Source organism: Roseococcus sp. GW821-FHT12F05, from assembly GCF_058806835.1.
This window is the reverse complement of record NZ_JBXAQB010000003.1, coordinates 452162-472218: the sequence shown is the minus strand read 5'-3', so window position 1 is coordinate 472218 and position 20057 is coordinate 452162. Positions and strand designations below refer to the sequence as shown.

Below are 20057 nucleotides of genomic sequence, written 5' to 3'. Positions count from 1 at the left end.
CCGCCTGCCTTCAGTGCGCGTCGGCCCAGATCTTCCGCTTCGTCATATAGGCAAGCACGCCCAGGATGCCGAGGAAGATCAGGATCTTCACGCCCAGCGCGCGCCGCACCTCGAGCTCGGGCTCGGCGGCCCAGGCCAGGAAGGTGGAGACGTCGCGCGCCATCGCGTCCACGGTGTTGGACGCGCCATGGCCGAAATCCACCTGCCCGTCGCTGAGCGGCGGCGCCATCGCGATCTGATGGCCGGGAAAATACTGGTTGTAGTGCATCCCCTCCATGACCGTGACGCCTGCCGGCGGGTCGACATAGCCGGTCAGCAACGCGTGGATGTAGTCCGCCCCGCCCTCGCGCGCCTTGGTGATCACCGAGAGGTCCGGCGGCAGCGCGCCGCCATTGGCAAAGCGCGCGGCATTGTCGTTCGGGAAGGGCCGGCGGAAGTGGTCGGAGATGCGGCCGGGGCGCTCGAACATCTGGCCCTCGTCGTTGGGGCCGTCGGTGATCTGGAAGCTCGCCGCGATGTTGCGGACCTGGTCGGCGCTCAGCCCAAGGTCGGTGAGGTTGCGGTAGAACATCTGCCGCATCGAGTGGCAGTTGGAGCAGACCTCCTTGTAGACCTGGAAGCCGCGCTGCGCGGCCGCACGATCGAAGGTGCCGAAGACGCGGTTGAAGCTGAAGCCGGCATCGGGCGGCTCCGGCGTGGCGTGGGAGTCATCCGCCGCGAAGGCGGGCGCCGCGCCGAGAAGCCCGGCCCCGAGGAGAAGGGCGCCGAGGAGAAGGGCGCCGAGGAGAAGGGCCTGGATCTTGCGCATGGTTCAGGCCTTTTCCATCGGCTTGGCAGTGGCACCGCCCGGGAGGGGGCCGCCCCCCAGGGCCTTCTTGCCGAGCACCGCCACGGCGATGCTCTCGGGCAGCGGCAGCGGGCGCTCGAAGCGGCCGAGCAGCGGCAGGGCGACCAGGAAGTAGGCGAAGTAGAGCATGGTCGCGATCTGGCTGATGAAGACGTAGGGCTGCTCCGCCGGCTTCCCGCCGCACCACATCAGGACGAAGAAGTTGATCGTCCAGAGCAGGAACAGGATGCGGGTGAAGGGCCGGAAGCGCAGCGAGCGGACCTTCGAGCTGTCGAGCCAAGGCAGCACGAAGAGCAGCAGGATGGAGCCGCCCATCAGCGCCACGCCGCCGAGCTTGTCCGGCACCGCGCGGAGGATCGCGTAGAAGGGCAGGAAGTACCACTCCGGCACGATGTGCGGCGGCGTCACCAGCGGGTTCGCCGGGATGTAGTTGTCCGCGTGCCCCAGGTAGTTCGGCGCAAAGAAGACCAGCACCGCGAAGACCATCAGGTACACGACCATCCCGACGCTGTCCTTGATCGTGTAGTAGGGATGGAAGGGCAGCGTGTCCTGCGGGCCCTTGGGCTCGATGCCCAGCGGGTTGTTCGAGCCCGTGATGTGCAGGGCCGCGATGTGCAGGAACACCACGCCCGTGATCACGAAGGGCAACAGGTAGTGCAGCGAGAAGAAGCGGTTCAGCGTCGGGTTGTCGACCGAGAAGCCACCCCAGAGGTAGGTCACGATGGTCTCGCCGACCAGCGGGATGGCGCTGAAGAGATTGGTGATGACGGTGGCGCCCCAGAAGGACATCTGGCCCCAGGGCAGCACGTAGCCCATGAAGGCGGTGGCCATCATCAGCAGGAAGATCACCACGCCCAGCATCCAGAGCAGCTCGCGCGGCGCCTTGAAGGAGCCGTAGTACATGCCGCGCCAGATGTGGATGTAGACCACGATGAAGAACATCGAGGCGCCGTTGGCGTGGATGTAGCGGATCAGCCAGCCGTAGTTCACGTCGCGCATGATGCGCTCGACGCTGTCGAAGGCCATGGTGACGTGCGGCGTGTAGTGCATCGCGAGCACGATGCCGGTCACGATCATGATCACCAGGTTGACCATGGCGAGCGCGCCGAAGTTCCAGAAGTAGTTGAAGTTCCGCGGCGTCGGGAAGACGCCGTATTCCTTCTGCATCATGGTGAACACCGGCATGCGCTGGTCGACCCAGCGGATGACGGGGTTCGTGAACTGAGAGTCGTGCAGGCCACCGGCCATGTTGCTCGTCCTCTAGAAGTTGCGGCGTGGGCGGCGCGGCGTCATGCCGGTCGCCCGGACTCAATCAGCCGATGCGAACGGCGCGGTCGGAGGTGAAGGTGTAGCCCGGCACCAGCAGGTTCAGCGGAGCCGGACCCTTCCGGACGCGCGCCGAGGTGTCGTAGTGGCTGCCGTGGCAGGGGCAGAACCACCCGCCGTAGTCGCCCTTCGGGTCGGTCGGCTTCTGGCCGAGCGGGATGCAGCCCAGATGGGTGCAGACACCGACGACGATGAGCCAGGGCGCGCGCTGCACGCGGGATTCGTCGGTCGCGGGATCCTTGAGCTCGCTCATCGGCACGGCGCGGGCGGCGGCGATCTCCTCCTCCGTCCGGTGGCGCACGAAGACCGGCTTGCCGCGCCACACGACGGTGACGGCCTGGCCGACCGCGATCGGGCCGATATCGACTTCGGTGCTGGCCAGCGCGAGCACATCGCGGGCCGGGGCGAGCTGGGAGATGAAGGGCCAGATGATGGCGCCGGTGCCCACCGCGGCGAAGGCCGCGGCCGAGAGCTTGAGGAAGTCCCGCTTGGTCGAGCCCGGGTGGTCCCCGTGCGTCCCAGGCGTTGCCAGCGCGTCAGCCATTCAGGTCACCTCTCTGCCCATCCGTCGAACTGCGGATGAAACCCTTGATCCCCGGGGCTTTAGGCACGCGTCGCCCTGGCTCCGGAGGCCTCCGTGCCTATTACGGTCGGTTTGGGAATGTGGCAACCGCGCCGCGGCTTAAGAACGCGCAATTGGCTCCGTGGCTTGGCGTTGTCACGGTCATGCAAAGGCCATCCTGCCCGTTGACCGGGCGGGGCCGCCGATTCGTTGCGCAATCGCCCCCTCGCCTCCGTCGGCGCCCGATGCGATAGGCTCGCAACATCATGACCAAGCCCCCCCTGCCCCCCCTGGCCCATCCCCTCGCCGGCGCCGCCGAGGCGTGGTTCACGCAGCTTCGCGACCGGCTCTGCGCCGCCTTCGAATCGAACGAGGACGCGCTGGAATCCGGCCCGCATGCCGGGCTGCCGGCCGGCCGCTTCACCTATACGACCTGGCAGCGGCCGGAGGGCGGCGGCGGCACCATGGGCGTGATGCGCGGCCGGGTCTTCGAGAAGGTCGGCGTCAACATCTCGACCGTGCATGGCGAGTTCTCGCCCGAGTTCCGCGCACAGATCCCGGGCGCCGAGGAAGACCCGCGCTTCCTGGCGACGGGCGTCTCGCTGGTGGCGCATCCGCGCTCGCCCCGCGTGCCGACGGCGCACATGAACACGCGCTTCATCGTGACGAAAAAGGCATGGTTCGGCGGCGGCGGGGACATCACGCCGATGAACGTAACGGCGCCGGAGAGCCTCGAGGACGCGGCCTTCTTCCACGCCGCCTTCCAGCGCGCCTGCGACGCGCATGACCCGACCTACTACGAACGCTTCAAGAAATGGTGCGACGAGTACTTCTACCTGCCACACCGCAAGGAGACGCGCGGCCTGGGCGGCATCTTCTACGACTGGCTGGGGGACCGGACGCCAGGGCACGGCGTCGAGGCGGATTTCGCCTTCACCAGGGATGTCGGCCTCGCCTTCCTGGAGGCCTATCCGGCCATCGTCACGAAGCGGATGCACGAGGAATGGACGCCGGAAGAGCGGCAGCACCAGCTCCTGCGCCGCGGCCGCTACGTGGAATTCAACCTGCTGCACGACCGGGGCACGGTCTTCGGGCTGAAGACAGGCGGCAATGTCGAGGCGATCCTCATGTCCCTGCCGCCGGAGGCGGCCTGGTCATAGCCCTCACCGCCGGAGGCAGCCTGGCAGGCTCAGCGCACGGTCCCGCGCATATAGCGCCGCTCGGGCCGGTAGCCGAGCCAGCGGCGGAGCCTGCTCATGAAACTTGCGAACATCGCCGGAAGTCCTCTTCGTCTGCCGGGCTCCTTTCTGGTGCTGCGTTGCGGCAGGCCTTGGCCCGCTCCGAGGCGATTTTGTGGCAGGCGAGGTTAACAAAGGATAGACGCCGAGAATCATGGGATTTTCACGGAACTCCGGCGCCCGCGGCGCGTTTGGCTTGCGCGACCACCCCCAACCCGGAGAACCCCCATGGCCAAGGCCAAGTCCATCGAGGACCTGTTCCACGACACGCTCAAGGACATCTACTACGCCGAGCGCAAGATCCTGAAGACGCTGCCCAAGATGTCCCGCGCCGCGCAGTCCTCCGAGCTCAAGGCGGCCTTCGACAAGCACAAGATGCAGACCGAGGGCCAGATCGAGCGTCTGCAGCAGGTCTTCGAGATCATCGGCAAGCGCGCCCAGGGCAAGACCTGTGACGCCATCGAGGGCATCGTCGCCGAGGGCGAGGAGATCATCGAGGAATACGGCGGCACGCCGGCCGTCGATGCGGGCCTCATCTCCTCGGCGCAGGCCGTCGAGCATTATGAGATCACCCGTTACGGCACCCTGAAGCGGTGGGCCCAGGTCTGTGGCTACACGGACGCCGTCGCCCTGCTCGACGAGACGCTGCAGGAAGAGAGCCAGACCGACACGGACCTCACGGCGCTGGCCGATTCGGGCGCCAACGAGATGGCCAAAGCGGCCTGACGCCGACCGGGATGGCGGCGCAACGACCGCCATCCCCCCTCGCCCTCGCGCGCGTGATGCTTCATCCTCGGCGGCAAGATCAACACGTCCGAGGAATTCTGCATGAGCACCCGCCGCAATCTCCTGGCCGCCGGACTCTTCGCGCCGGCCATCGTCTCCGGCGCCCACGCGCAGTCCGCCTGGCCCGACCGTCCCGTCCGCATGATCGTGCCCTGGCCTCCCGGCGGCAGCACCGACGTGCTGGCGCGCCTCGTCGCCGAGCAGCTGTCCACCCGACTAGGCCAGTCCTTCGTGATCGAGAACCGGCCCGGCGCCGGCGGCAACATCGGCGCCGACGCCCTCGCGAAGAGCACGCCCGACGGCTACACCATGGCCCCGCTGACGCTCGGCGTCTGGTCCATCGCTAACTACCTCTACAGCCGGCTGCCCTTCGACTGGGACAAGGACTTCCAGGCGATCTCCATGCACTGGGAGCTGCCGAACGTCGTCGTCGCGCCGGCGGCCTTCGTGCCGGCCACCAACCTGCGCGAGTTCATCGAATGGGGCCGCGCCCGCCGCCAGGGCGTGAGCTTCGGCAGCCCGGGCGTGGGCACGACGGCGCAGCTCTGCGGCGCGCTCTTCTGCAACCGGCAGCAGCTCGACGGGCAGCACGTGCCCTTCCGCGGCGCGGCCCAGATCATCCCGGCGATGCTCTCCGGCGACCTGACCTTCGCGATCGACAACCTCGCGAGCTACGTGCCGGTGATCCAGGAGGGCCGCATGCGCGCCTTCGCGGTGACCAGCGCCGAGCGCCACCCCGCACTGCCTGACGTGCCCACCATGGCCGAGGCCGGCGTGCCGGACTTCGTGGTGACCTCCTGGTGCGCCATGGCCTTCCCGGCGGGTGTGCCGCGGCCGATCATCGACAAGGCCTCGGCCGCGATGCAGGCGATCGCCGCCGATCCCGAGGTGAAGGCGCGCTTCCTGCGCACCGGCGCCCAGGCGGTGGGCTCGCCGCCCGAGGCGGTGATGCAGCGCGCGCTGCGCGAGCGGCCGGTCTGGCAGGAGATGGTGCGGATCGCGGGCGCACGGCTGGACTGACGCGCTTCAGCCAGCCGACCTCCGAGCAGGCCGGTCGCGAAGGCGACGAGGCTCGCTCCCCGCGGGGGGCCGTCATTCGAGAATCCAGGAGAAGGCGAGCGCATACAGGACACAGGCCAGGACGATGGCGGCATAGGGCAGGCAAGCCGTGAACCGGCCGCTCAGACCGCCTTTGAAACGCCTGATATCCTCGCGCGCCGTCATCTCGCGGAATTCGTCTTGATCTTCCGTTTGCAGCATTGCCGTCGTCCGAGGGTTCCCGCCGATTATACAGCAGTTATAAGTCTTGTTAATGAAGTAACCGGCGCTCTGCTGCGGCCTGCGTCCTCGTGGGGCAACCGCGACGACGGCCGATCGGCGAACCCTTGAGAAAGCGCGATTTACGCGACAACTTAGCGGCCTGTTTCCGAGGTCCATTTTCATGAAGTCACGCGCCGCCATCGCCTTCGAGGCCGGAAAGCCTCTCACCATCGGAGAGGTCGACATCTCCGGCCCCATGGCCGGCGAGGTCCTGGTCGAGGTCATGGCCACCGGCATCTGCCACACCGACGCCTACACCCTCTCCGGCGCCGATCCGGAAGGTCTCTTCCCCGCGATCCTCGGCCATGAGGGCGCGGGCATCGTGCGCGAGGTGGGCCTGGGCGTGACCTCGCTGAAGCCCGGCGACCATGTGATTCCGCTCTACACGCCGGAATGCCGGCAGTGCAAAACCTGCCTCAGCCAGCGCAGCAACCTCTGCACGGCGATCCGCGCGACCCAGGGCAAGGGCGTGATGCCCGACGGCACCAGCCGCTTCCGCTGCGAGGGCACGGAGGTGATGCACTACATGGGCTGCTCGACCTTCGCGAACTTCACGGTGCTGCCGGAGATCGCCCTGGCCAAGGTCCGCGAGGACGCGCCCTTCGAGAAGATCTGCTACATCGGCTGCGGCGTGACGACGGGCATCGGCGCCGTCATCAACACGGCGAAGGTCTGGCCGGGCGCGAATGTCGCGGTTTTCGGGCTCGGCGGCATCGGGCTCAACGTGATCCAGGGCGCGCGGATGGTGGGCGCGGACAGGATCATCGGCGTCGACATCAACCCGGCCCGGCAGGAAATGGCCCGCCGATTCGGCATGACCCATTTCGTGAATCCGGATGAGGTCGGGCGCGACAAGGTGGTGCAGGCCATCCAGGATCTCACCGACGGCGGCGCCGATTTCAGCTTCGAGTGCATCGGCAACACCAACATCATGCGCCAGGCGCTGGAATGCACGCATCGCGGCTGGGGGACGTCCATCATCATCGGCGTGGCCGCCTCCGGCCAGGAGATCTCGACGCGGCCCTTCCAGCTCGTCACCGGGCGGAACTGGCGCGGCACGGCTTTCGGCGGCGCCCGCGGCCGGACGGACGTGCCGAAGATCGTCGACTGGTACATGCAGGGAAAGATCGAGATCGACCCGCTGATCACCCATGTCCTGCCGCTCGAGAAGATCAACGAGGGCTTCGACCTCATGCATGCCGGCGAGAGCATCCGGAGCGTGGTGGTTTTCTAGCGCCCGCAAGCGCCGGGCGGCGGCTTCGCCGCGCCACTGGAGCGCCGGGCCATAAGTTGGTTGGGCGGCGTCGGCCGCCTTGCGGCCGAATCCTCCGCAGGCGCGCAAGTCATGGCCCTGTTTTGCCCGCCGGAAGCGGCCCCTTTGCCTGAGCCGTTGCCTTCTCCCTCCGGGGCGTCCACATCGCGCCGCATGACCACCTGGATCAACTCGCTCTTCGTGGACCACGCCTTCCTGCGGCTCGGCTGGCGCAACTGGGGCGTGGTCGAGAGCGGGCGCCTCTACCGCTCCAATCACCCCCTGCCCTGGCAGCTCGCCGAGGCGGCGCGGCGGCACGGAATCCGCAGCGTCATCAACCTGCGCGGCCACCGGACGGATTGCGGCTCGGACGCGCTGGGCCGCGCGGAGGCGGCGCGGCTCGGCCTCGTCCACGCCGACCAGCCCTTCGAAAGCCGCGGCGCCCCGCACAAGGACCGGCTGCTGCGGCTGATCCAGCTCTACCGCAGCCTGCCCGAGCCCATCCTGATCCACTGCAAGTCGGGCGCGGACCGGACCGGCCTCGCCGCCGGCGTCTGGCACCTGATCCGGGGGCGCGACGCGGCGACCGCGGCCGGCGAGCTCTCGCTGCGCCACGGCCATGTCGCGGCGGCCAAGACCGGCATCCTCGACACCTTCTTCGCCGCCTATGCCGAGGCGGAGTCGCGCGGGCTCGCCTTCGAGCCCTGGCTGGCGACGGATTACGACGAGGCGGCGCTGCGCGCCTTCTTCCGGCCGCGACCGGTGGCGAGCTGGTTCACCGACAAGGTGCTGCGGCGGGAATAGGCAACCGAATCGGGGCTGGCGACCGGATTGCCGGGAATTTCGACCGGTGGTCCGATCATTGCCGGCAGGACAGCCCGGCGCCCTGTGCCCAAAATGGCACATGCGTTATAATAGACACATCAGAGCGTGATATGAGCCGGTTACACCGGCAATCTACGCTATTCCGCCCTGCGACGTTGATGCTAGCGTCGCGCCGTCGATACATGAGGACGGGCGGACTGATCCTGCGGCCGCCAGGTCCCCGAAGATTGCAGGGCTTGGGAAGATGACACAAATGCCAAACATGAAGCCGCTTCTCGCGATGGGCGCGATGCTTGCCCTCGCCGCTTGCGAAACCGGGACCGGCGCGGGGACCGCGACTGCGACTGCGACCCCGACGGGGTTCTCCGAGATGTACCCGCTCCTCGACAACACCGGCACGATCGTCGGCTATGCGCCGCCGAGCGCCGCGCAGAACACGCCGCCCGGCACCGCCATGCGGATCAACATCAACGGCCGCGAGCAGACCGTGACCCTCGGGCCACGCGTGAGCCCGCCCACCAGCGCCGGCACGGCGGTTATCATCGGCACGCGCGGCGACGGCAGCCCGATCATCGGGCATATCGGTGCCGGCCAGGGCAGCCTGGCGCCCGGCGGCACGCCCGTCGTCACCGGTACGCGCGGCAGGGACAACCGCCCCGTCATCACCTATGTGCCCGCCGGCCAGACGGCGCCGGGCTCCGCCAACACGTCGAACCGCTAAGACAGACGCGCCCCGCAAGGGGCGCCCTTCCCGATTGGCCGTCCGCAGCCCCCGGGCTCGCGGGCGGCTTTTCGTATCTGGCCCTATCCGCCCACATGCGGGTCGGTGAGCCGCCGGTACTCCTCCAGCGCGAAGCGGTCGGTCATGCCTGCGATGTAGTCGCAGACCGTCTCCGCCGCCTGGGCCGTGCCCGCCTCCCCGGCCCGGGCGCGCCACTCGTCGGGCAACATCTGCGGCCCGCCATGCAGGAGTTGGAAGAGGATCTGCAGCGCCCGCTTGGACTTCTGCGTGGCGCGGTTCACCCGGAAATGCCGGTACATGCGCTCCATCAAGAAGGCACGGACATCGGCATTGGCGCGGGCCATCCCCTCGCTGAAGGCCACGACCGGGGCGGGGGCCAGCCGTATGTCCTGGGCGGAGGACGGCGCCAGCAGCCCGATCCGCCGGTCCGATTCCGCCGCCACGTCGTTCACCATGGCCGAGATCACGCGCCGGACCATCTCCGGCGCGGCGCGGCCCGCCGGCATGTCCGGATGCGCCGCGCGGGCCTGGGCCAGCGCGCCGCCGGGCAGCGAGAGCTCCGCCACCTCCTCCAGCCGGAAGAGCCCGGCGCGGATGCCGTCCTCCAGGTCGTGGTTGTTGTAGGCGATGTCATCGGCCAACGCGGCCACCTGCGCCTCGGCGCTGGCATGGGTCGCGAGATCCAGGTCGTGGCGCTCGTTGTACTGCACGAGGTAGGAGGCCGGGCGGCGGACCGGGCCGTTGTGCTTGGCCAGCCCCTCCAGCGTCTCCCAGGTGAGGTTGAGCCCGTCGAAGCCGGCGTAGCGCCGCTCCAGCAGGGTCACGTGCTTGAGACTCTGGGCATTGTGGTCGAAGCGGCCTCGGGGGCGCATCGCCGTGTCGAGGGCCTCCTCCCCGGCATGGCCGAAGGGCGGATGGCCGAGGTCGTGCGCCAGAGCCAGCGCCTCGGCCAGGTCCTCCTCGAGTCGCAGCCGGCGCGCCAGGCTGCGGGCGATCTGCGCGACCTCGATGCTGTGGGTCAGCCGGGTGCGGAAGTGGTCGCCCTCGTGGAAGACGAAGACCTGCGTCTTGTACTGGAGGCGGCGGAAGGCCCGGGAGTGGATGATGCGGTCGCGGTCGCGCTGCCAGGGGCTGCGCGTCGGGTCCTCCGGCTCGGCGTAGAGGCGGCCACGCGTGGAGGTCACGGCCCAAGGGGCCAGGGGACGCGCGAGATCTGGCATGGCGCAGGCGTATCAGGCGCGGGCGCCGGTGGAAATCCTGGAAGGTCAGCCCTACATTGCGAGTCCAGGAGAGTTCACCCATGCCCGACGGTGCCCACCAGATCCGCGCCTTCCTCGTGACGCCTCGCGCCGCGGAGGAGATTGCCGCCATCGCCGAACGCCAGGGGCGCCCCGGCGCCGGGCTCCGCGTGAGCGTCTCGGCGGGCGGCTGCTCCGGGCTGCAATATGGCTTCGACCTCGAGGACAAGGCCGCCGAGGACGACCTCGTGGTCACCGTCGCGGGGACGAGCGTCTATGTGGACGGCGTCTCGCTCGACTTCCTGGCGGGATCCGAGCTGGACTGGAACGAGGCGCTGATCGGCGCGCATTTCGTGGTGCGCAACCCGCAGGCGACGAGCGGCTGCGGCTGCGGGGTCAGCTTCGCGGTCTAGGCTTGTCCTGCGGGCAGGCCCCCGCCACAAGACGGCATGCGCCTCGCGACCTTCAACGTGAATTCCATCCGCCGCCGGATGCCGCATCTCGGCCGCTTCCTGGCGCGGCACGAGCCCGACCTCGTCTTCCTGCAGGAGACCAAGTGCAAGGACGAGGAGTTTCCCTCGCTCGAGGTCGAGGGCTACCGCGTCCACGCCGTCGGCCAGCACGGCGGGCGCAACGGCGTGGCCGTGGTGGGCCGCGGCGACTTCGAGGTGATCGCCCATGCGCTGCCCGGCGACGAGACCGACACCCAGGCGCGCTTCATCGCCGTGCGGAAGGACGGGGTCGTCGCGACGGGCATCTACCTGCCCAACGGCAACAGCGGCGGCGAGGACGGCATCGCCTTCAAGTGGCGCTGGATGGACCGGCTGCGCGACTGGGCCGCGTCGCGGCTCGATGACTTCGAACCGCTGGTCATCCTCGGCGACTACAATGTCTGCCCGACGGACCACGACATGGCGCCCGGGGCGCTGCCGCCGACCGACGCGCTGGTGCATCCGGAATCGCGCGCGCGCTGGCGGGCGCTGACGCATCTCGGACTGACCGACGCGCTGCTGGCGCTGCACCCGAAGGACGCGCCCTTCACCTATTGGGACTACGGCTCGGCCTTCGAGCAGAACCGCGGGTTGCGCATCGACCACGCCCTGCTCTCGGCCGAGCTGGCGGAGCGGCTGGTGAATTGCGGTGTGGACCTCACGGCGCGGTCGGAGGAAAGCCCGTCGGATCACGCGCCGGTGTGGATCGAGCTGGCTGACTGACCTGCAGCGGCCCGCCGACCGTCATGGGCGGCGTATAGCTCCAGCCCGAAGCCCAGGGAATGTAGCGCCCCGCACCCGCGGCCGGCGCGGGGTAGAGGGTGGGGTCCGGCGCGGTCACCGCCTGTCCCGGCGAGCGGGAATAATACCCGCAACCCGGCAGCATCGACACGGCCAGCAGGATCAGCGCACGCCTCATGCCGCGAGTGCAGCACGCGGCCGTGCGGCGGTCCATCAGCCGATCACGAAGCGCGCCAGCACCCAGGCCAGGAAGAAGCCTGTCGCGGCCGCGGCCGCGAGCTGCACCGGCAGGGTTGCCGTGCGGGGCCGCGCCGTGATGCGGATGGTCCGCGGCATGGGCGGGATGCGGAGGTCGTCGTAGGAGGAGAGGGTCGTGCTCATAGACATGATCGAAACACGAACAAATCATCAACGCAAGCGGAAAATTCGTGGTTTGTTCTTGCTTATCTTCCACCCTGGGCACCGGGCGCCGGCCGCATCCGCGGCCGGATTTCGGCGCCTTCCGCCCTCGCTACTCCGGCTTCCTGGCCTCCGCGCCGCCTTCCTCGCCCGGCAACGCAAACCCTGAGATCGCCTGCCACACGCGCAGCACGAAGGCGTCGTCGCGCCCGCCCTGCCCGATCGCCCGCTGCGCCACGAAGAGCTGCAGCGCCTGCGCCGCCAGCGGCACCGGCAGCGAGGCTTCCCGCGCCATCGACTCCACCAGCCCCAGATCCTTCACGAAGATGTCACCCGCCGAGAGCGGCGTGTCGTCGCCGGCCAGCACATGGGCCATCCGGTTCTTGAACATCCAGGACGCGCCCGCAGCCCCGTTCACCACGCCATAGACCGTGTGCGGATCCAGCCCCGCGCGCAGCGCCAGCGCCATGGCCTCGGCCGCCGCCGCGATGTGCACGCCGGCGAGGAGCTGGTGCACCACCTTCATGGCCGCCCCCTGCCCCGGCTCTGTGCCGAGGTTCCACACCTGCCCCGCCGCCGCGTCAAGCAGCGGCTTCGCCGCCGCGAAGGCCGCCTCCGAGCCGCTGGCCATCACCGTCATCCGCCCCTCGCGCGCGGCGACCGCCCCGCCCGAGACCGGCGCGTCGAGGTAGAGCAGCCCGCGCGACGCCGCCTCCGCCGCCAGCTTCCTCGCATCCCCCGGCGCCATGGTCGCCGAGCAGATCACCACGCCGCCCGGCGCCAGCCGCTGCGCCGCGCCGCCCTCGCCGAACAGCGCCGCATTCGCCTGCGCCGCGTTCACCGTCAGCACCAGCACCGCCGCCTGGCCCTCGTCGAGATCCGCCCCACGCGCCACCGCACGGTTGCCGAAGGCCTTCCGCGCCGCCTCGGAGGGGTCCACGCCCGTCACGTCCAGCCCCGCCCGCAGCGCGCTCGCGGCCACGCCGCCGCCCATGCTCCCCAGCCCGATCACCGCGCATTTCATCGCAACTTCCTTCCCCCGCCCTTGCTCCGCCGCCCGCCCAGGTCATACCTTCCCGAGCATGCGAACGCCCCGCCTCATCCTGGCCGGCCTCCTTGCCAGCTTGGCGCCCACGGCGCTGCTTGCCCAGACCGCCCTCCCGCCCGGACGCGTCTATGTCGCGCGCGAGGGCGGCACCACGAGCATCGTGATCTTCGGCCGCATCTCGCCCGAGACCGAGGGCGCCTTCACCGCCGCCGCCGCCGCCAACCGCGGCGCGCGGGTGGTGCTGAACAGCGGCGGCGGCTCGCTGACGCCGGCGCTCAACATCGGCCGCTTCATCCGCGAGAACCGCCTGCAGACCTACGTGCCCGACGGCTCAGGCTGCTTCTCGGCCTGCTCGCTGATCTGGCTGGCCGGCACGGAGCGGCATATCGGCGAGGGCGCGCGGATCGGCTTCCACGCGGCCTATGTCGCGCAGCAGGGCGGGCCGGGCGCGGTCAGCAGCTCGGGCAATGCGGTGATCGGCGCCTATCTCAGCCGCCTCGGCTACAATGACGGCGCCATCCGCCTCTTCACCGCGGCGCCGCCCAACCAGATCGTCGTGGTGAAGCCGAACCAGTTCGAGCAGAACGGCGTCACCGTGCGCCAGACGGCCGCGCGCCTGCCGCCGCCGCCCGGCGATGCCCCCGCCACGGCCGGCGCGCCAGGCAGCTTCGCCGGCATCTGGGTCGGCCAGTACCAGTGCGGCAAGGAACTCGTCACCGCCCGCATGTCGGTGCGCGAGGAGGGGGCGGGCCGCCTCATGGCCAAGTTCGACTTCGGCCCGTCGCAGGGCGCGCCGGCGGTACCGCGCGGGTCGTACCGCATGCAGGGAACCCGGCTGGAGAACGGCACCATCCAGCTCGCCCCGGACGGCTCGCCGAGCCTGCCACAGGGCGGGCGCGCGGTGTCGATAACGGGAACGGTCTCGGGCGACACCTTCGCGGCGCGGATCGCCGGGGAAGCGTGCTCGCCGGTGACGCTGCGGCGGTTGCGATAGCGGTTGCCTCCTTGAGGGGGCTTTGCCCCCTCAAACTCCCCCACCAAGAAACTCAGTTTCTTGGATCTTCGATCAATTTATGATTGGGAATCAAAGTAGAAGAGTCCAGGGCCAAAGCCCTCGCAAGAGAGGGCGGAGCCCTTTCGCATCGCTCAGCGCGCCTGGCTCCTGGCATAGGCCGCGATGTCAGCCGCGACGCCGCCCAGATCCTGCTGGATGCGATCGAAATCCGGCCGCTTCACGAAGGTGTAGTCGTCCATGAAGATGTCCTTGATCGTCTCGATCTGGACGCTGTGGATGCCCTTCGCGGGATCGCTGTGCAGCCGCACGGATTCCGCGCCGACGAAGGGATCGTTGAAGGTCACGCTGTAGCCGCGCCCGCGCAGCGACTCCGCGATCGTCTCGATGAACTCGCGCGAGCTCGTGGTGCCGTGCCGGTCGCTCAGGCAGAAATCCTTGCGCCGCTGCCCCGTGTCATGCGCGTGCGCAGGCCCGATCGAGGTCATGCAGTGGCAGCTGAGATGGAAGGCGATGCCATCAGCCGCGCGCCGCTCGGCGATCAGGGCCGAGAGCTTGTCGTGGTACGGCCGCCAGTAGTGCTCGATGCGGTGCTTCACCTCGGCGACGCTCAGCCCTTCCGGATAGAGGCGGTGCCCGCGCGCCCGGCTGTGGATCAGCCCCATGCCGATGCTCTGCGACTTCTCGGAGGGCTCGACCGGATCCGGCCAGGGCTCGCGCAGCACCTCGGGGTCGATGTCGTGCTCCCCGCGGTTGGCATCGATCCAGTTGTTCACGAAGGTCGCGTAGAGCAGCCCGCTGCCGGATCGTGGCGCCAGCGCCCACAGCTCCTCGACGTAGTGCGAGACGAGGAAATGCACGTCGGCGAAGGGCGCGGTGCTGTGGAAGCCCGGCGGATATTCGCGCCCGCTGCGCGGTACGTCGAAGACGGAGGGCGCGGGCTCGCCCTCCGGCGGCGTGTAGAGATAGACGCCGGGAAGATACTCCATGGAACGCTCCATTCTGGGAGCGGAAGGGTGCCCCACCCGACCCGCGCCGCGAAGAGGCGCCCCTGCAGGAACGGGAGCGGCTTATTCGGCGGCCGGCGCGAAGCTCCGCATCGCGAAGGCCGAAAGATCGATCCCCGCCTCGCCGATGACGCGCTGCGCCAGCGCCTCCCCCATGCCGGCCGAGTGCTTGAAGCCGTGCCCCGAGCAGGCGGAGACGGCGAGGATGCGCTCCTGCCCCGGCAGCGTGTCCACGAAGAAGTCCGAGCGCGGCATCACCGTGTAGAGGCAGGAGGCGGCGCGCACGAGCCGGGGCGTCACGCCGCGCAGCCGGCCGGCCACGTGCTCCTCGTACATGACGCGGCTGTCCTCGGCGGCGACGTCGCGGTCCACCGTGTCGGGGTCGTCGTCGCGGGAATAGGTCTCGGTCGCGACCTTCACGGCGTCATCCTCGGAGGAGGCGGGGAAGCCGTAGAAGTAGTCGGTCTCGCCCGTGCCGTGGATCCAGATGAAGATCGGGAAGCGGTTGCCGGCATAGTCGGCGGGGTTCTCGGCGGCATACCAATGCAGCGCCTGGCGCTGCACGCGGGCGAGCGGGCGCAGCGGCGCCACGAGGCCGGGCATCCAGGCCCCGGCCGTCATCACGACGCGCGACGCCTCGACGGCGCCCTTGTCGGTGACGATGCGGACGGCGTCGCCCTGCTGGCGGCATTCCAGCACGGTCTCGCCGAGGCGCAGCGTGGCGCCGTGCCGTTCCGCGAGGCGGAGCTGTGCCGCCACGCATTTCTCCGGCGAGACCCAGCCGGCCTCCGGCTCGTAATAGCCCCATTCGTCGCCGCGCAAACCGAATTGCGGGAAGCGCTTGCCGATCTCGGCGGCGCCCAGCACCTCGTGGCGGATGCCGAATCGCTCGGCCACCGCGATGCTGCTGGTCACGAAGTCGTTGCGACCGTGGTGGAGCGCCTTGTTGTCCTTGGCGGACATGATGAGGCCGCCGACCTGGGCGAAGAGCTCGTCGCCGCCCTCGCGCTCCAGCTCGCGCCAGATCTCGTGCGAGCGGATCACCATGGGCGCGTAGTTCGCCCCCTCGCCCACGGCGAGGCGCGTGATGCGGCTCTCGCCATGGGTGGAGCCCATGGTGTGGGGCGGGTGGAAGCGGTCGATGCCCACGGCGCGGATGCCGCGCCTGGCGAGCTGGTAGAGCGTGGCGCTGCCGAAGGCGCCGAGCCCGATGACGACGACCTCGGCGGTGGCGGTGGCGTTCAAGGGCGATTCCTCCCTGGGGCTGGCCGGGGGAAGCCTAGCGGCGGATGGCGCCGCCTCCCATGGGGGCCGGGCCGGATTCGTGATGCGCGGCGCCGCTCAGGCGGTGGCGCGCTGCCACAGCGCCGCCGCGGCGGCCGCGCCGGCGCGGATGACCTCCTCGGGGTCGCAGCGGGTGGGCCGGAAATCCTCGACCACGACCTCGCCCTCGACGACGACATGGCTGACGTCGCGGCCCATGCCGGTATGGACCAGCGTGCCCAGCGGATCGTTGTGCGGGACGAGGTGCGGGCGGCGCAGGTCAATGGCGACGCAGTCGGCGCGGTAGCCCGGCTCGATCCGGCCGATCTCGCCCGCCATGCCCATGGCCGCGGCGCCGGCCTCGGTCGCGGCCTCCAGCATGTGCTCGGGCTGCCAGGAGTCCTCCACCTGGCCGGTCTGCACGCGACCCATGCAGAGGCCCCAGCGCAGCACCTCCACCATGTCGGCATGCATGTTGTCGGTGGCGAGCGTCAGCCGCGCGCCGGACTCGATCAGCCGGCGCGTGGGCGCGATGGTGCCGCCCGTGGCGTTGCCCTTGGGGATATGCGCCACGAAGAGCCGCGAGGCGCCGACGCGGGCGATGTCCTCCTCGGTCAGGTGGATGCAATGCGCGGCCACCAGCCGCTCGTTGAGCAGGCCGACGGAGTCCAGCAATTCCGGCGGCGTGCAGCCGTCGCGCTCGCGGATGCGCGCGACCTCGACCTTGCTCTGGCTGAGGTGGATCTGCGTGCGGAGGTTGCTGTGCTCCGCGGCCGCGGCGATGTCGCGCAGGAAGGGGGTGGAGCAGGTGTCCGGCGCATGCGCCGCGAGTTGCACGCCCGTCCGCGCATCCGCCTTGCCGTGGAAGCGCTGCGCGAGGCCGAGCGCCTGGTTCAGCGTGGCCTCGCCGATCTCGCGGCGATGTTCCCAGCGCCCCGTGGAGACGCCCGAAAAATCCACGTCGTGGATGCGGTTGCAGGAGAAGACGCGCAGTCCGAGCTCGGCCATGGCCGGCAGGGTGATGTCGGTGTGGACATAGGTGTCGTTGATGAGCGTGGAGCCCGCGAGCATCGCCTCCAGCGCGCCGAGACGGGCCAGCGCCACGGCCTCGTCCTCGCGCACCATGTGGCCCTGCGGGACGCCGGGCGTGTAGGCCGGCGCGAAGCCCATGTCCTCGGCGACGCCGCGCACCATGGAGAGGATGGTGTGGGTGTGCACGTTCACGAGGCCGGGGATGACGAGGTGGCCGTTCAGCGTGATCCGCCGTGTCGCCCTCGCCTCCCGCGGTAGGTCCGCGGCGGCGCCGACGAAGGCGAAGCGGCCGCCCTGGATGCCGAGCGCGGCCTTGGCGATCGGCGGCGCGAAAGCGCGCGGGATGAGGGTGATACCCTCGATGACAAGGTCGAAATTCATGCCTGGGGTTCCAGATGGCGCAGGAAGCGCTTCAGCCTTTCGTCGCGCGGCGCGGAGAACAGCTCCTCCGGCGGCCCCTCCTCCGCGATCCTGCCGTCCGCCATGAAGACCACGCGATGGGCGACCTGCCGGGCGAAGCGCATCTCGTGCGTCACCACGATCATGGTCATGCCCTCGGCGGCGAGGGCGCGCATGGCGTCCAGCACCTCCTGCACCAGCTCGGGGTCGAGGGCGGAGGTCGGTTCGTCGAAGAGGATCACGCGCGGCTCCATGGCCAGCGCACGCGCGATGGCGACACGCTGCTGCTGGCCGCCGGAGAGCTGGCCGGGCCGCTTGTCCACGTGCTCGGCGAGGCCGAGCCGCGTCAGCGCCTCCACCGCGCGCGCATGGGCCTCGGCCTTGGCCACGCCCAGCACGCGGCGCGGGCCGAGCGCCACGTTCTCCTTCGCGGTCAGATGCGGGAAGAGGTTGAAGCGCTGGAAGACGAAGCCGAAGAGCCGGCGCTGGCTGGCGAGCTCGTGCTCGTCCGCGGGCCGTCCGTCCGAGCGCCGGCCGATGGTGACGTCGGCGATGCGCACGGTCCCGGCATCCGGCATCTCCAGCCGGTTCAGGCAGCGCAGGAAGGTCGTCTTGCCGGAGCCGGAGGCGCCGATGATGACGACGGTCTCGCCCTCGACCACGGCGAGGTCCACGTCCTCGAGCACCATCCGGGGCCCGAAGCTCTTCGTGATGCCCTTCGCTTCCACCAGGATCGGACTCACCACGACGGCAGTGCCTTCTCGATGCGGCGCGACGCCCAGGAGAGGATGGAGATCAGCGCCCAGTAGTAGAGTGCCAGCAGCAGGTAGATCTCGAAGGGCGCGAAATGCGTGGCGATGATCGCCTGCCCCGCCCGCGTCAGCTCGTAGACGGAGATAGCCGAGAGCAGCGAGGAATTCTTCGTCAGCGTGATGAGGTCGTTCGTGACGGCGGGGATCATCGGCCGCCAGGCCTGCGGCAGCAGCACCCAGACCAGTACCTTCTTGCGCGTCATGCCGATGGAGAGCGCCGCCTCGGTCTGGCCGCGCTCGATCGAGCCCACGGTGCCGCGCACCACCTCGGCGATATAGGCGCCGGAGTTCACCGAGAGCGCGAAGACGCCCGCCCAGTATTCCGACATGCGGATGCCCACGACCGGCAGCGCGAAGAACACGAGAAAGATCTGGATCAGCAGCGGCGTGCCGCGGATGAAGTCCACATAGATGCGGACCACCCACCGCAGCGCCGCGTTGTTCGACAGCGCCGCGAGCCCGGCGACGAGGCCCAGCGCCAGCCCCAGCACGCAGGCGACGACGCTGACCTTGAGCGTCTGCACGATCCCCGCCGCGAGCAGCGGGATCGCGTACCAGACGACGTCCCAATCGAAGATCATTCTATGCCCTCAAACGCCGGGCGGCGGCTCCGCCGCCTTGGCTTCGCCGCGCCACCGGGGCACCAGGCCGATAGGTGGAGTGGGCGGCGCCGGCCGCTGTGCGGCCGGATCCTCGGAGGGCATCCACGTTCTACGCTGTCGCGCTTAGGCTGCCGGCTCGGGGATCGTGTCCGGCAGGTCGAAGCTCATGCCGAACCACTTGGTCTGCAGCGCGCGCAGCGTGCCGTCGGCCTTGAGGGTGCGGAGCTGCGCGTCCATCCAGCCCTGGATCTCCGTGTCCTCCTTGCGGCAGGCGAAGCCGGCCCAGTTGTCGGCGCCGATGCCGCGCAGGATCGCGAAGCGGTTGCGCTGCTGCGTCATCAGATAGGCCAGCGTCGGCACCGTGTTCAGCACGCCGTCCACGGTTCCCTGCAGCAGCGCCAGATAGGCCGCGGGATGATCGTCATAGGTCTTCACGTCGGAGAAGCCGACGCCGTTGCGCGCCGCCTTGATGCGCTCGGCCAGCCGCGGATAGAGGGTCTCGCCGGGGCTGCCGAGCTTGATGCCCAGCACCTTGCCCGACATGTCGTCAATCCCGCGGATGCGGCTCTCGTCGCGCGCGCGGATGAGCAGCGCCTGGCCCGCCTCGGCATAGGGGATGGAGAAGCTCACCCGCTCCATGCGCGCGCGGGTGTAGCTCATGCCGCTCATGATCATGTCGAAGCGGCCGGCATAGAGCGCCGGGATCACGCCGGACCACACCACGTCGATGAACTCCGGCGTCACGCCGAGGCTGCGGCACATGGCGGTCCCGAGCTCCACGTCATGCCCGGTGATCACCCCGGATTCGCGCATGGTGAAGGGCGGGTAGGTCGCCTCCACGCCGATGCGCAGCTTGCCGTTGCGGCGGATCTGGTCGAGCGTCATCGGGCCGGACTGCGCCAGGGCGCTGCCGGCGGTGAAAAGGGCGGGCACAGCCAGCGCTGTGCGGCGGGTGAGGCTCATCGGCGCGTCTCCTCCAGGGGAGCGCGAGCCTGCCCCTCCGCGCCGGCCGGCCTCAATGCGGAGATTCCGCGCAAATTGTCCGGAGCGGCGGGTTTTGCCGCGCCGCGCGCCATCCCCGCCCGCGAAACGGGCAGGGCCTGGCGGCGGGTTGT

At 69.7% G+C, this 20057-nt stretch carries 22 protein-coding genes; 9 read left to right on the top strand and 13 right to left on the bottom strand.

The window, feature by feature from the left end; all coding sequences use genetic code 11:
* Positions 1–10: 10 nt before the first annotated feature.
* The 3 genes from AC1ROY_RS10690 to petA form a co-directional block, all read right to left on the bottom strand.
* Positions 11–808 (bottom strand): cytochrome c1, encoded by a 798-nt coding sequence (locus tag AC1ROY_RS10690; protein ID WP_493148789.1) that lies wholly within the window; start codon positions 806–808, stop codon positions 11–13.
* Positions 809–811: 3 nt separating this feature from the next.
* Complete coding sequence (locus AC1ROY_RS10685) at positions 812–2095, bottom strand: cytochrome b (RefSeq protein WP_493148788.1); 1284 nt, start codon at positions 2093–2095, stop codon at positions 812–814.
* A gap of 64 nt (positions 2096–2159) precedes the next feature.
* Positions 2160–2717 (bottom strand): ubiquinol-cytochrome c reductase iron-sulfur subunit, encoded by a 558-nt coding sequence (gene petA, locus AC1ROY_RS10680; protein ID WP_493148787.1) that lies wholly within the window; start codon positions 2715–2717, stop codon positions 2160–2162.
* Positions 2718–3001: 284 nt separating this feature from the next.
* On the opposite strand from petA, the gene hemF reads away from it, so the two are divergent.
* The 3 genes from hemF to AC1ROY_RS10665 all read left to right on the top strand — a co-directional run bounded on the left by hemF (position 3002) and on the right by AC1ROY_RS10665 (position 5779).
* Positions 3002–3895, top strand: a complete 894-nt coding sequence (gene hemF, locus AC1ROY_RS10675) for an oxygen-dependent coproporphyrinogen oxidase (RefSeq protein WP_493148786.1) — start codon at positions 3002–3004, stop codon at positions 3893–3895.
* 306 nt (positions 3896–4201) lie between these two features.
* Complete coding sequence (locus tag AC1ROY_RS10670) at positions 4202–4699, top strand: YciE/YciF ferroxidase family protein (protein ID WP_493148785.1); 498 nt, start codon at positions 4202–4204, stop codon at positions 4697–4699.
* A gap of 102 nt (positions 4700–4801) precedes the next feature.
* Positions 4802–5779, top strand: a complete 978-nt coding sequence (locus tag AC1ROY_RS10665; protein ID WP_493148784.1) for a Bug family tripartite tricarboxylate transporter substrate binding protein — start codon at positions 4802–4804, stop codon at positions 5777–5779.
* A 72-nt stretch (positions 5780–5851) separates the two neighbouring features.
* Here AC1ROY_RS10665 and AC1ROY_RS10660 read toward each other — a convergent pair whose 3' ends face one another.
* Complete coding sequence (locus AC1ROY_RS10660) at positions 5852–6019, bottom strand: hypothetical protein (protein WP_493148783.1); 168 nt, start codon at positions 6017–6019, stop codon at positions 5852–5854.
* A 181-nt stretch (positions 6020–6200) separates the two neighbouring features.
* Here AC1ROY_RS10660 and AC1ROY_RS10655 point away from each other — a divergent pair, with 181 nt between their 5' ends.
* From AC1ROY_RS10655 to AC1ROY_RS10645, 3 genes are all read left to right on the top strand, one after another.
* Positions 6201–7313, top strand: a complete 1113-nt coding sequence (locus tag AC1ROY_RS10655) for an S-(hydroxymethyl)glutathione dehydrogenase/class III alcohol dehydrogenase (protein WP_493148782.1) — start codon at positions 6201–6203, stop codon at positions 7311–7313.
* 192 nt (positions 7314–7505) lie between these two features.
* On the top strand, positions 7506–8135 hold the full coding sequence (locus AC1ROY_RS10650; protein WP_493148781.1) for a tyrosine-protein phosphatase: 630 nt from the start codon (positions 7506–7508) through the stop codon (positions 8133–8135).
* 391 nt (positions 8136–8526) lie between these two features.
* Entirely contained in the window at positions 8527–8877 is a 351-nt protein-coding gene (locus AC1ROY_RS10645) for a hypothetical protein (protein WP_493148780.1), read from the top strand.
* Positions 8878–8960: 83 nt separating this feature from the next.
* On the opposite strand, the gene AC1ROY_RS10640 is transcribed toward AC1ROY_RS10645, so the two are convergent.
* The gene (locus AC1ROY_RS10640; RefSeq protein WP_493148779.1) at positions 8961–10118 is read right to left on the bottom strand and encodes a deoxyguanosinetriphosphate triphosphohydrolase; all 1158 of its coding nucleotides are present in this window, start codon (positions 10116–10118) and stop codon (positions 8961–8963) included.
* 80 nt (positions 10119–10198) lie between these two features.
* On the opposite strand from AC1ROY_RS10640, the gene AC1ROY_RS10635 reads away from it, so the two are divergent.
* Positions 10199–10549, top strand: a complete 351-nt coding sequence (locus AC1ROY_RS10635) for a HesB/IscA family protein (protein ID WP_493148778.1) — start codon at positions 10199–10201, stop codon at positions 10547–10549.
* Positions 10550–10585: 36 nt separating this feature from the next.
* A complete protein-coding gene (gene xth / locus AC1ROY_RS10630; protein WP_493148777.1) occupies positions 10586–11350 on the top strand; it encodes an exodeoxyribonuclease III in 765 nt (254 codons plus the stop codon).
* 231 nt (positions 11351–11581) lie between these two features.
* Here xth and AC1ROY_RS10625 read toward each other — a convergent pair whose 3' ends face one another.
* Positions 11582–11749, bottom strand: coding sequence for a hypothetical protein (locus AC1ROY_RS10625; RefSeq protein ID WP_493148776.1), 168 nt, complete (start codon positions 11747–11749; stop codon positions 11582–11584).
* A gap of 130 nt (positions 11750–11879) precedes the next feature.
* The gene (gene ltnD / locus AC1ROY_RS10620) at positions 11880–12791 is read right to left on the bottom strand and encodes an L-threonate dehydrogenase (RefSeq protein WP_493148775.1); all 912 of its coding nucleotides are present in this window, start codon (positions 12789–12791) and stop codon (positions 11880–11882) included.
* A gap of 58 nt (positions 12792–12849) precedes the next feature.
* Here ltnD and AC1ROY_RS10615 point away from each other — a divergent pair, with 58 nt between their 5' ends.
* Entirely contained in the window at positions 12850–13809 is a 960-nt protein-coding gene (locus tag AC1ROY_RS10615) for a COG3904 family protein (RefSeq protein WP_493148774.1), read from the top strand.
* Between the two features lie 152 nt (positions 13810–13961).
* Here the strand turns inward: AC1ROY_RS10615 and AC1ROY_RS10610 are convergent, their stop codons facing one another.
* The 6 genes from AC1ROY_RS10610 to AC1ROY_RS10585 form a co-directional block, all read right to left on the bottom strand.
* Entirely contained in the window at positions 13962–14816 is an 855-nt protein-coding gene (locus AC1ROY_RS10610) for an N-formylglutamate amidohydrolase (RefSeq protein WP_493148773.1), read from the bottom strand.
* A gap of 81 nt (positions 14817–14897) precedes the next feature.
* The gene (gene solA, locus AC1ROY_RS10605) at positions 14898–16079 is read right to left on the bottom strand and encodes an N-methyl-L-tryptophan oxidase (RefSeq protein WP_493148772.1); all 1182 of its coding nucleotides are present in this window, start codon (positions 16077–16079) and stop codon (positions 14898–14900) included.
* A 96-nt stretch (positions 16080–16175) separates the two neighbouring features.
* Positions 16176–17510 (bottom strand): amidohydrolase family protein, encoded by a 1335-nt coding sequence (locus AC1ROY_RS10600; protein WP_493148771.1) that lies wholly within the window; start codon positions 17508–17510, stop codon positions 16176–16178.
* Positions 17507–18274 (bottom strand): amino acid ABC transporter ATP-binding protein, encoded by a 768-nt coding sequence (locus AC1ROY_RS10595; RefSeq protein WP_493148770.1) that lies wholly within the window; start codon positions 18272–18274, stop codon positions 17507–17509. Before AC1ROY_RS10595 ends, AC1ROY_RS10600 begins: the two co-directional genes overlap by 4 nt.
* The gene (locus AC1ROY_RS10590) at positions 18268–18921 is read right to left on the bottom strand and encodes an amino acid ABC transporter permease (protein WP_493148769.1); all 654 of its coding nucleotides are present in this window, start codon (positions 18919–18921) and stop codon (positions 18268–18270) included. Before AC1ROY_RS10590 ends, AC1ROY_RS10595 begins: the two co-directional genes overlap by 7 nt.
* Before the next feature lie 144 nt (positions 18922–19065).
* Positions 19066–19905 carry a transporter substrate-binding domain-containing protein gene (locus tag AC1ROY_RS10585; RefSeq protein ID WP_493148768.1) on the bottom strand — a complete coding sequence of 280 codons (840 nt, stop codon included), beginning with the start codon at positions 19903–19905 and terminating at the stop codon, positions 19066–19068.
* Positions 19906–20057 lie beyond the last annotated feature (152 nt).

What these genes read in the sequence shown, in the direction of transcription:
- AC1ROY_RS10690 (WP_493148789.1), bottom strand. Translation starts at nt 808, where the DNA reads ATGCGCAAGATCCAGGCCCTTCTCCTCGGCGCCCTTCTCCTCGGCGCC.
- AC1ROY_RS10685 (WP_493148788.1), bottom strand. Translation starts at nt 2,095, where the DNA reads ATGGCCGGTGGCCTGCACGACTCTCAGTTCACGAACCCCGTCATCCGC.
- petA (WP_493148787.1), bottom strand. Translation starts at nt 2,717, where the DNA reads ATGGCTGACGCGCTGGCAACGCCTGGGACGCACGGGGACCACCCGGGC.
- hemF (WP_493148786.1), top strand. Translation starts at nt 3,002, where the DNA reads ATGACCAAGCCCCCCCTGCCCCCCCTGGCCCATCCCCTCGCCGGCGCC.
- AC1ROY_RS10670 (WP_493148785.1), top strand. Translation starts at nt 4,202, where the DNA reads ATGGCCAAGGCCAAGTCCATCGAGGACCTGTTCCACGACACGCTCAAG.
- AC1ROY_RS10665 (WP_493148784.1), top strand. Translation starts at nt 4,802, where the DNA reads ATGAGCACCCGCCGCAATCTCCTGGCCGCCGGACTCTTCGCGCCGGCC.
- AC1ROY_RS10660 (WP_493148783.1), bottom strand. Translation starts at nt 6,019, where the DNA reads ATGCTGCAAACGGAAGATCAAGACGAATTCCGCGAGATGACGGCGCGC.
- AC1ROY_RS10655 (WP_493148782.1), top strand. Translation starts at nt 6,201, where the DNA reads ATGAAGTCACGCGCCGCCATCGCCTTCGAGGCCGGAAAGCCTCTCACC.
- AC1ROY_RS10650 (WP_493148781.1), top strand. Translation starts at nt 7,506, where the DNA reads ATGACCACCTGGATCAACTCGCTCTTCGTGGACCACGCCTTCCTGCGG.
- AC1ROY_RS10645 (WP_493148780.1), top strand. Translation starts at nt 8,527, where the DNA reads ATGTACCCGCTCCTCGACAACACCGGCACGATCGTCGGCTATGCGCCG.
- AC1ROY_RS10640 (WP_493148779.1), bottom strand. Translation starts at nt 10,118, where the DNA reads ATGCCAGATCTCGCGCGTCCCCTGGCCCCTTGGGCCGTGACCTCCACG.
- AC1ROY_RS10635 (WP_493148778.1), top strand. Translation starts at nt 10,199, where the DNA reads ATGCCCGACGGTGCCCACCAGATCCGCGCCTTCCTCGTGACGCCTCGC.
- xth (WP_493148777.1), top strand. Translation starts at nt 10,586, where the DNA reads ATGCGCCTCGCGACCTTCAACGTGAATTCCATCCGCCGCCGGATGCCG.
- AC1ROY_RS10625 (WP_493148776.1), bottom strand. Translation starts at nt 11,749, where the DNA reads ATGAGCACGACCCTCTCCTCCTACGACGACCTCCGCATCCCGCCCATG.
- ltnD (WP_493148775.1), bottom strand. Translation starts at nt 12,791, where the DNA reads ATGAAATGCGCGGTGATCGGGCTGGGGAGCATGGGCGGCGGCGTGGCC.
- AC1ROY_RS10615 (WP_493148774.1), top strand. Translation starts at nt 12,850, where the DNA reads ATGCGAACGCCCCGCCTCATCCTGGCCGGCCTCCTTGCCAGCTTGGCG.
- AC1ROY_RS10610 (WP_493148773.1), bottom strand. Translation starts at nt 14,816, where the DNA reads ATGGAGTATCTTCCCGGCGTCTATCTCTACACGCCGCCGGAGGGCGAG.
- AC1ROY_RS10600 (WP_493148771.1), bottom strand. Translation starts at nt 17,510, where the DNA reads ATGAATTTCGACCTTGTCATCGAGGGTATCACCCTCATCCCGCGCGCT.
- AC1ROY_RS10590 (WP_493148769.1), bottom strand. Translation starts at nt 18,921, where the DNA reads ATGATCTTCGATTGGGACGTCGTCTGGTACGCGATCCCGCTGCTCGCG.
- AC1ROY_RS10585 (WP_493148768.1), bottom strand. Translation starts at nt 19,905, where the DNA reads ATGAGCCTCACCCGCCGCACAGCGCTGGCTGTGCCCGCCCTTTTCACC.